The following is an 8,136-nucleotide window of genomic DNA, read 5'->3' on the forward strand; positions in this document are numbered from 1 at the left end:
TTTCGCAACGTTGAAGGTTGCGAAAGTGGCTTTCGCAACGCCGGACGAGGCCCGACGCTAATCGAGCTCGCCGTTCACCCCGAGGATGATCATCGTCCCGATGAACCCGACGTACAGCGCGATGACGATGTACGCGATGACCACCGCCGCGAGCGCGATACCGCGTCCGCCCGCTTCGCCGCGGTTCGCCTTCGCCAGCCCGATGTGCCCCAGGATCAGCCCGACGATCACGGTGACGCACGAGCAGATCCCGACGAGCGAGCACACCAGCCCGGCGATCGCCATCCCGTTGTCCTGCGACCGCGGGGGTGCCGCCATCGCGTACGGGTTGTACGGCTGCGGCGGCGGATAAGCGGCCGGCAACGGCACGGGCGTGTACACCGGCGGAGCCGGAGCCGCGTAGGGCGGCGGCACGGGCTCGGCGGTCAGCGGGTCGATGGCCTGTCCGTACGTCTCGTCCGGAACCGGAACGGAAGCCGGCTCGGGAGCGGGCTCCGGGGCAGAAGCCGAAGGCACCTCGAACGGAGCGGGCGGCTCGAACGGCGGAGGCGGCGTGAACGGCGCGGGCGGCTGGAACTGCTGCGGTTCCGCCGGGCTCGAAACCGTTTCGGACGACGCGGAAGTCGGATCCGAGAAGGTGTTCGAGTCGGTGTAGGACGACGTCGACGGTGTGTCCTGTGGGTCGGAACTGCTCATCCTGCTGCCCCCTGGTTCGTGCGGGACTCCACCGTATCGTCCGGACGGGTCACGAGACGCCCGCGGCACCGACGGCGAGCACCACGAAGATGAACCAGAGGATGACCGGGATCAGCCACAGCGCGGTGACGACGTAGCCGATGATCATGCCCGCCTGCGCCATGCCCTGGCCGCCGGCCTCGCCGCGTTTGGCCTTCGAGAGCGCGATGTGCCCGAAGATGATCCCCAGGATCGCCGGGAAGCACATGACCAGCCCGATCAGCGAGCACACCAGCGACGCCACCGCCATGCCCTGGTCCGGCGGTCGCACATAGGTCTGCTGGACGTAGTACTGCTGCGGCGGCGGTTGGTACGGCTGGAGTCCGTAGGGCTGCTCGAACTGCCCGGACGGCTGGTGCCCGTACGGGTCGTGCGGATTCGTCATGGTGGGTCCCCTCGTAGACGAGGACCGTATCGCTACCGGAAGGCGCCGTGTTTCGCGGCGACGTTGAGCAGTACCGGAATCGCGATGGCGTACAGGACGATCATCAGATAACCGACGATGAACGCGGCGAGGGCCATGCCCTTGCCGCCGGCTTCGCCGCGCCGGGCCTTCGCGAAGGCGACATGCCCCAGGACGATCCCCGGGATCACGGACACCAGCCCGATCAGCCCGAAGAGTGAAAAGATCAGGGCCGCCGTCGCGAGACCGGACTCCTTGCTCCGCGCCGGAGCCTGGTTCGGGAAGGCGTACTGCTGTTGCGGCGGGAACCCGCCGAAAGGCTGCTGAGCCACGTTTCGTCCCCCTCGGACTGTGATCGGCTTGTCACTGTAGTGGCATGCTCACGGATGGCGTACGCGTGACTGCGCTCATAGCGAGGTCCCACGTCAGCCGTCATACTCACCGGTAACCCAGCGCCGGGAGCCCGGTGCGCGCGAATTTAGGAGCAGCGATGGCTCGCCTCGCCCAGACCGCCGGCTTGACCGACGTGCAGTCCGAAATCCTGGCCACGGTCCGCCAGTTCGTGGACAAGGAGGTCATCCCGCGCGCGCAGGAGCTCGAGCACGCCGACACCTATCCCGCCGACATCGTCGAGGGGATGAAGGAGATGGGCCTGTTCGGGCTCACCATCCCGGAGGAGTACGGCGGCCTCGGCGAATCGCTGCTGACCTACGCGCTCGTGGTCGAGGAGATCGCCCGCGGCTGGATGAGCGTCTCCGGTGTCATCAACACCCACTTCATCGTGGCGCACATGATCTCCCGTCACGGGACGCCGGAGCAGAAGCAGCACTTCCTGCCGCGGATGGCGACCGGCGAGGTCCGCGGCTCGTTCTCGATGTCCGAGCCCGACCTCGGCTCCGACGTCGCCGCGATCAAGACCCGCGCCCGCAAGACCGACGACGGTTACGTCATCGACGGTTCGAAGATGTGGCTGACCAACGGCGGCAGCTCCAACCTGATCGCGCTGCTGGTCAAGACCGACGAAGGCGCGGAGAAGGCCCACCAGAACCTCACCACGTTCCTGATCGAGAAGCCCGAGGGCTTCGGCGAGGTCGCGCCCGGCCTCACCATCCCCGGCAAGATCGACAAGATGGGCTACAAGGGCGTCGACACCACCGAAGCCGTGTTCGACGGCTACAAGGTCGGTGCCGACAAGGTCCTCGGCGAAGCACCGGGCAAGGGCTTCGCGTACATGATGGACGGTGTCGAGGTCGGCCGGGTCAACGTCGCCGCCCGCGCCTGCGGCATCGCGATCCGCGCGTTCGAACTCGCCGTCGAGTACGCCCAGCAGCGCAAGACCTTCGGCAAGGCGATCGCCGAGCACCAGGCGATCGCGTTCAAACTCGCCGAGATGGCCACCAAGGTCGAGGCCGCGCATCTGATGATGGTCAACGCCGCCCGGCTCAAGGACTCCGGCGCGCGCAACGACGTCGAGGCCGGCATGGCGAAGCTGATCGCGAGCGAGTACTGCGCCGAGGTCACCCAGGACTCGTTCCGCATCCACGGCGGCTACGGCTACTCCAAGGAGTACGAGATCGAGCGCCTCATGCGCGAGGCGCCGTTCCTGCTCATCGGCGAAGGCACCAGCGAAATCCAGAAGACCATCATCAGCCGCGGCCTGCTCCGCGAGTACAAGTCCCGTTCCTGAACGTTCGCGCCTTTCGCCCGTCCTTGAGAAGATGGACCAGGACGGGCGAGAGGTGATTACGTGAGTGCTCCCTTTGGCGGAAGCGGCCGGGCCGCGGGCGGGCTGCCCAGGCTGCCGACACCGCCTTCCGGCTGGCCGATCGGTTCCTACGCGACGTACGGCGAAGCCCAGCAAGCCGTCGGCTTCCTCGCGGAGAAGGAGTTCGGGGTCTCCGACGTGACCATCGTCGGTGTCGACCTGATGCTCGTCGAGCGCGTCGTCGGCAGGCTGAGCTGGGGCCGGGTGCTGGGCACCGGCGCGGTGTCCGGCGCGTGGTTCGGCCTGATCATCGGGCTCCTGCTGGGCATGTTCAACAACCAGGGTTTCGCCTGGCAGCCCATGATCGGCGGGCTCGTGCTCGGCATCCTGGCGTGGACGGTCTTCGCCGCGATCAGCTACAGCATGTCCCGCCGCGACTTCTCCTCCGCGAGCCAGCTGGTCGCCGGCCGTTACGACGTGCTCTGCCAGCCGCGTTCGGCCGAGCAGGGCCGCGAGCTCCTCGCCCAGCTGGCGTTGGGCGGCCGCCCCACCGGATGACATTCGGCGGTACTCGTTCACCTGTTCGCCGTGCGGTCCGCTGAATCGTTACCGATACTGCTTGCGGGCGGTGATCGCCCGGAATAGGTTGCACAACACCAGTCGGGCGGTCATGTACTCCAGCGTGTCCGCCCGAGCACTAGCACGTCGGGGTGCTGGCGCGCGGGCTTCTTCAACGCGTCCTAGTGCCGCCGTTCCCCAGGCGTGCGCGGGTGAGGAGGCCTCATGGGGAAGAGGATGAGCGCGAGCCGGAGGGGCCGCTCACCAGGCCGCACCGGCTCGCTACTCGGCGCGACAGCGCTGACGGTCGGCCTGCTGGCGGGCTGCGGTTCGGATGCCGGACTGAAGATCAACGTCTACTACGCGCCCGAAGACAATTTCCAGTCCGTTGTGGACGATTGCACGAAGGCCTCGGGCGGGCGCTACGAGGTCGTCTACAACAAGCTGCCGCGGGGGGCCGACGGTCAGCGTGAGCAGATGGTGCGCCGGCTGGCCGCCGGTGACGATTCGCTCGACGTACTGGGGCTTGACGTCACGTGGGTCTCGGAGTTCGCGGAGGCGGGCTGGATCGACGAATGGACGGGCGAGGCGAAGGCCGAGGCGACCGAGGGCGTCCTGCCGGGACCGCTCGAAACCGCCACGTGGAACGGGAAACTCTACGCGGCGACCAAGAACACCAACGTCCAGTTGCTCTGGTACGACGACAGGCTGACGCCGACGCCGCCGAAGACCTGGGACGAGATGATCCAGCAGGCGCAGGCGCTCAAGGCGCAGGGCAAACCGGCGAACGTCGTCTTCACCGGCGCGCAGTACGAGGGCCTGGTCGTCATCTACAACACGCTCGTCGAGTCCGCGGGCGGCAAGATCCTTTCCGACGACGGTAAGTCGGTCGTGATGGACGAGGGCGCGGTCAAGGCACTGGAGATGCTCAAAAAGGTCACCACGGCCGGGATCACCGACCCGTCGCTGACCAACATGAAGGAGGACGATGTCCGCCAGGCGTTCCAGCGCGGCAACGCCGCCTTCGAGCTGAATTGGCCGTTCGTCTACGCCTCCTATGCCAAGGAGAAGCCCGACGAGCTGAAGCATTTCAAGTGGACCACGTATCCACAGTTCGAAGCGGGCAAGCCCGCCAAGACCACGATCGGTGGCTACGACCTCGCGGTCAGCTCGACCTCGAAGCACAAGGCGGAGGCCTATGAGGTCGCGCTGTGCCTGCGCAGCGCGAAGAACCAGAAGTTCTCCGCGCTCAAGGACGGTGTCCCGCCGACGATCGAATCGCTCTACACGGACACGCTGCCACTCGACGCGACGGCGCCGCAGAGCGACGACAACCCGAGTATGGAAACGAAGTACCCGATGCGGGAGACGATCCTGGACGCGCTCAAGGACGCGGCGGTCCGTCCGCTGACCCCGGCGTACCAGAACGCTTCGACGGTGTTGTCGAAGGTGCTTTCCCCGCCTTCTGAAATCGATCCGCAGAAGACGGCGGAGAAGCTGAAGGAACAGCTCGCCGACGCGCTCCAGTCGAAGGGAGTGATCCCGTGACCGTGCAGGAGACCGCCGGTTCGGCGACCGCGAGCAAACCGGGCAAGAAGGCGAAACCGGTTCTCAGCGAAGGAAAGAAGGCCGAGCGCAGGCTCGGATTGTGGCTGTGCGCCCCGGCGGCGATCGTGATGATCGCGGTCACCGGGTACCCGATCATCTACTCGATCTGGCTCTCCCTGCAGCGCTACGACCTCAGGTTCCCGGCGCAGCAGGAATTCGTCGGCCTCGACAACTACATCGCGGTGCTGTCCAACGGCTACTGGTGGACGGCGTTCGGGACGACGATGGGGTTGACCATCGTTTCGGTGGTGATCGAATTCGTGCTGGGCATGGGACTGGCGCTGATCATGCACCGGACGCTCGTCGGCCGGGGCCTCGTGCGGACGGTCGCCCTGATCCCGTACGGCATCGTGACCGTGGTCGCCGCGTTCTCCTGGTACTACGCCTGGACGCCGGACACGGGCTATCTGGCCAACCTGTTCTTCCCGGACAGCGCGCCGCTGACCGAATACTGGCCTTCGCTGGCGATCATCGTGCTGGCCGAGGTGTGGAAGACGACGCCGTTCATGGCGCTGCTGCTGATGGCGGGGCTGGCGCTGGTGCCGGACGACCTGTTGAAGGCCGCGTCGATGGACGGTGCGACGGCGTGGCAGCGGTTCACGAAGGTGATGCTGCCGGTGATGAAGCCGGCGATCCTGGTGGCGCTGCTGTTCCGCACCCTGGACGCGTTCCGCATCTTCGACAACATCTTCGTGCTCACCAACGGTGCGCAGGACACGTCTTCGGTGTCGATGCAGACCTACAACAACCTGGTCAAGGGGTTGAACCTCGGGATCGGGTCGACGATGGCGGTGCTGATCTTCATCACGGTGGCGATCATCGCGTTCATCTTCATCAAGGTGTTCGGCACGGCCGCACCCGGCAGTGACAATGGGGGTAAGCGCTGATGGCCATCGGTGGAGCGGCCACTCCCGGCCGCAAGTTCAAGTGGGGCCTCGTCGACATCCTGGTCCTGGTGTTCGCGTTGTTCCCGGTGCTCTGGGTGGTCTCGCTTTCGTTCAAGACCAAGGAGACGTTGGACGACGGGAACTTCATCCCGTCGGAATGGACGTGGCAGAACTACGCGGACATCTTCGAGACCACGGAGTTCATCAGGGCGCTGGTGAACTCGATCGGCATCGCGATCATCGCGACGGTGATCGCGGTCGTCCTCGGCACGATGGCGGCGTACGCGATCGCGCGGCTGGACTTCCCCGGCAAGCAGGTGCTGGTCGGGATGTCGCTGCTGATCGCGATGTTCCCGCAGGTCTCGCTGGTGACGCCGCTGTTCAACATCGAACGTGAGCTGGGGTTGTTCGACACCTGGCCGGGGCTGATCCTGCCCTACATCACGTTCGCGCTGCCGCTGTCGATCTACACGCTTTCCGCGTTCTTCCGGGAAATCCCGTGGGAGCTGGAAAAGGCGGCGAAGATGGACGGCGCGACCCCGGCGCAGGCGTTCCGGAAGGTGATCGCGCCCCTGGCGGCACCGGGCGTGTTCACCACCGCGATCCTGGTGTTCATCTTCTGCTGGAACGACTTCCTGTTCGCGATCTCGCTGACCTCGACCGAGGCCTCGCGCACGGTCCCGGCGGCGTTGTCGTTCTTCACCGGGTCCTCGCAGTTCGAAGACCCCACCGGGACGATCTCCGCGGCCGCCGTGGTGATCACCGTCCCGATCATCCTGTTCGTGTTGTTCTTCCAGCGTCGCATCGTGGCGGGGCTGACGTCCGGTGCGGTGAAGGGCTGACCCATGGCTGAAATCGTTCTCGAAAAAGTGTCCAAGAAGTACCCCGACGGCGCCCTCGCGGTGTCCGAAGTGGACATCACGATCGCCGACGGTGAGTTCATCATCCTGGTCGGCCCGTCCGGCTGCGGGAAGTCCACGACCCTGAACATGGTCGCGGGCCTGGAGGACATCTCCTCCGGCGAGCTGCGCATCGACGGCCAGCGCGTCAACGAGAAGGCGCCGAAGGACCGGGACATCGCGATGGTGTTCCAGTCCTACGCGCTGTACCCGCACATGAGCGTGCGGGAGAACATGGCGTTCCCGTTGCGGCTGGCCAAGGTCGACGACCGGACGGTGCGGGCGAAGGTCGAAGAGGCGGCGCAGATCCTCGACCTCACCGGGCATCTCGACCGCAAGCCGGCGAACCTCTCCGGCGGGCAGCGGCAGCGCGTCGCGATGGGCCGCGCGATCGTCCGCAACCCCAAGGCGTTCCTGATGGACGAGCCACTGTCCAACTTGGACGCCAAACTGCGCGGGCAGATGCGGACCTCGGTGTCGAAGATCCAGAAACAGCTGGGCACGACGACGCTCTACGTCACGCACGACCAGACCGAGGCGATGACCCTCGGCGACCGGGTCGTCGTGCTCCGGGCGGGCCACGTGCAGCAGATCGGGTCGCCCCAGTTCCTCTACGACAACCCGGCGAACCTGTTCGTGGCCGGGTTCATCGGCAGCCCGTCGATGAACTTCGTGCCCGCCACGCTGGAGAACGGGACGGCGCGCAGCGCGCTGGGCGACATCCCGCTCACCGACCGGGTGCGGCAACTGGTCGAAGCCGCCGACGCGCCGCGTGAGGTCATCGTCGGTATCCGGCCGGAGCATTTCGAGGACGCCGCGCTGGTGGACGCCAACGCCCGTCAGGGCGCGACGTTCACCGCCCACGTCGACGTCCTCGAGTCGATGGGCTCGGAGAAGTTCGCGCACTTCTCGGTCGAAGGTGAGGCCGCCTCGTCGTCCGATCTCGCGGATCTCGCCGCCGACAGCGGATCCTCGGATGTTCCGGGCGCCGAATCGCAGATCGTCGCCCGGCTCTCGGCGGCGTCTTCCGCGGCGGAGAACCAGGACGTCGAGCTGTGGTTCGACGCGGACAAGATCAAGTTGTTCGACGGGGCCAGCGGCAAGAACCTGACCTACACCGACTAGTCCTGTTGCGCGTGAAGGCCCCCTTCCCTCGGCTCAGCCGCGGGAAGGGGGCCTTCACGCGCTTCCCCGTGCGCCTAGGCGTAACTCACGTGATTGGGGGCGTATCTCGCGTGATTGAAGGCGGAACTCGCGTGTTTTGAGGCGGAAGACTCGGTGCGGTCCGGCCTCGGTCGTGTTCGCCGCCCAATCACGCGAGTGGAGTTGCCCCCTGGGAGC

General features: G+C 66.3%; 9 protein-coding genes. 6 read left to right on the forward strand and 3 right to left on the reverse strand.

The genetic code is table 11. From position 1 onward, the window contains the following. Nucleotides 1-57: 57 nt before the first annotated feature. The 3 genes from AVR91_RS42250 to AVR91_RS42260 are packed head-to-tail and all read right to left on the reverse strand — an operon-like array spanning nucleotide 58 to nucleotide 1,470. The gene (locus AVR91_RS42250; protein WP_063272127.1) at nucleotides 58-696 is read right to left on the reverse strand and encodes a DUF4190 domain-containing protein; all 639 of its coding nucleotides are present in this window, start codon (nucleotides 694-696) and stop codon (nucleotides 58-60) included. Nucleotides 697-745: 49 nt separating this feature from the next. Further along, a complete protein-coding gene (locus AVR91_RS42255) occupies nucleotides 746-1,120 on the reverse strand; it encodes a DUF4190 domain-containing protein (RefSeq protein ID WP_063272126.1) in 375 nt (124 codons plus the stop codon). A gap of 32 nt (nucleotides 1,121-1,152) precedes the next feature. After that, nucleotides 1,153-1,470, reverse strand: a complete 318-nt coding sequence (locus AVR91_RS42260) for a DUF4190 domain-containing protein (RefSeq protein ID WP_063272125.1) — start codon at nucleotides 1,468-1,470, stop codon at nucleotides 1,153-1,155. 158 nt (nucleotides 1,471-1,628) lie between these two features. Between AVR91_RS42260 and AVR91_RS42265 the strand changes: the two genes are divergently transcribed. The 6 genes from AVR91_RS42265 to AVR91_RS42290 all read left to right on the forward strand — a co-directional run bounded on the left by AVR91_RS42265 (nucleotide 1,629) and on the right by AVR91_RS42290 (nucleotide 7,920). Beyond that, nucleotides 1,629-2,825 carry an acyl-CoA dehydrogenase family protein gene (locus tag AVR91_RS42265; RefSeq protein ID WP_063272124.1) on the forward strand — a complete coding sequence of 399 codons (1,197 nt, stop codon included), beginning with the start codon at nucleotides 1,629-1,631 and terminating at the stop codon, nucleotides 2,823-2,825. Between the two features lie 60 nt (nucleotides 2,826-2,885). After that, on the forward strand, nucleotides 2,886-3,401 hold the full coding sequence (locus tag AVR91_RS42270; protein WP_063272123.1) for a general stress protein: 516 nt from the start codon (nucleotides 2,886-2,888) through the stop codon (nucleotides 3,399-3,401). 225 nt (nucleotides 3,402-3,626) lie between these two features. Next, the gene (locus tag AVR91_RS42275; protein WP_063272122.1) at nucleotides 3,627-4,949 is read left to right on the forward strand and encodes an ABC transporter substrate-binding protein; all 1,323 of its coding nucleotides are present in this window, start codon (nucleotides 3,627-3,629) and stop codon (nucleotides 4,947-4,949) included. Further along, nucleotides 4,946-5,896 (forward strand): carbohydrate ABC transporter permease, encoded by a 951-nt coding sequence (locus tag AVR91_RS42280; protein ID WP_038519058.1) that lies wholly within the window; start codon nucleotides 4,946-4,948, stop codon nucleotides 5,894-5,896. The genes AVR91_RS42275 and AVR91_RS42280 overlap by 4 nt, the downstream gene beginning before the upstream one ends. Next, entirely contained in the window at nucleotides 5,896-6,738 is an 843-nt protein-coding gene (locus AVR91_RS42285; RefSeq protein ID WP_063272121.1) for a carbohydrate ABC transporter permease, read from the forward strand. The genes AVR91_RS42280 and AVR91_RS42285 overlap by 1 nt, the downstream gene beginning before the upstream one ends. 3 nt (nucleotides 6,739-6,741) lie before the next feature. Continuing rightward, on the forward strand, nucleotides 6,742-7,920 hold the full coding sequence (locus AVR91_RS42290) for an ABC transporter ATP-binding protein (protein ID WP_063272120.1): 1,179 nt from the start codon (nucleotides 6,742-6,744) through the stop codon (nucleotides 7,918-7,920). Nucleotides 7,921-8,136 lie beyond the last annotated feature (216 nt).

It is taken from the genome of Amycolatopsis keratiniphila subsp. keratiniphila, from assembly GCF_001620365.2.
Lineage (GTDB): Bacteria > Actinomycetota > Actinomycetes > Mycobacteriales > Pseudonocardiaceae > Amycolatopsis > Amycolatopsis keratiniphila.

Bases quoted from the DNA above. Each gene is read 5' to 3' on its own strand.
- AVR91_RS42250 (WP_063272127.1), bottom strand. From the start codon at position 696: ATGAGCAGTTCCGACCCACAGGACACACCGTCGACGTCGTCCTACACC.
- AVR91_RS42255 (WP_063272126.1), bottom strand. From the start codon at position 1,120: ATGACGAATCCGCACGACCCGTACGGGCACCAGCCGTCCGGGCAGTTC.
- AVR91_RS42265 (WP_063272124.1), top strand. From the start codon at position 1,629: ATGGCTCGCCTCGCCCAGACCGCCGGCTTGACCGACGTGCAGTCCGAA.
- AVR91_RS42275 (WP_063272122.1), top strand. From the start codon at position 3,627: ATGGGGAAGAGGATGAGCGCGAGCCGGAGGGGCCGCTCACCAGGCCGC.
- AVR91_RS42285 (WP_063272121.1), top strand. From the start codon at position 5,896: ATGGCCATCGGTGGAGCGGCCACTCCCGGCCGCAAGTTCAAGTGGGGC.
- AVR91_RS42290 (WP_063272120.1), top strand. From the start codon at position 6,742: ATGGCTGAAATCGTTCTCGAAAAAGTGTCCAAGAAGTACCCCGACGGC.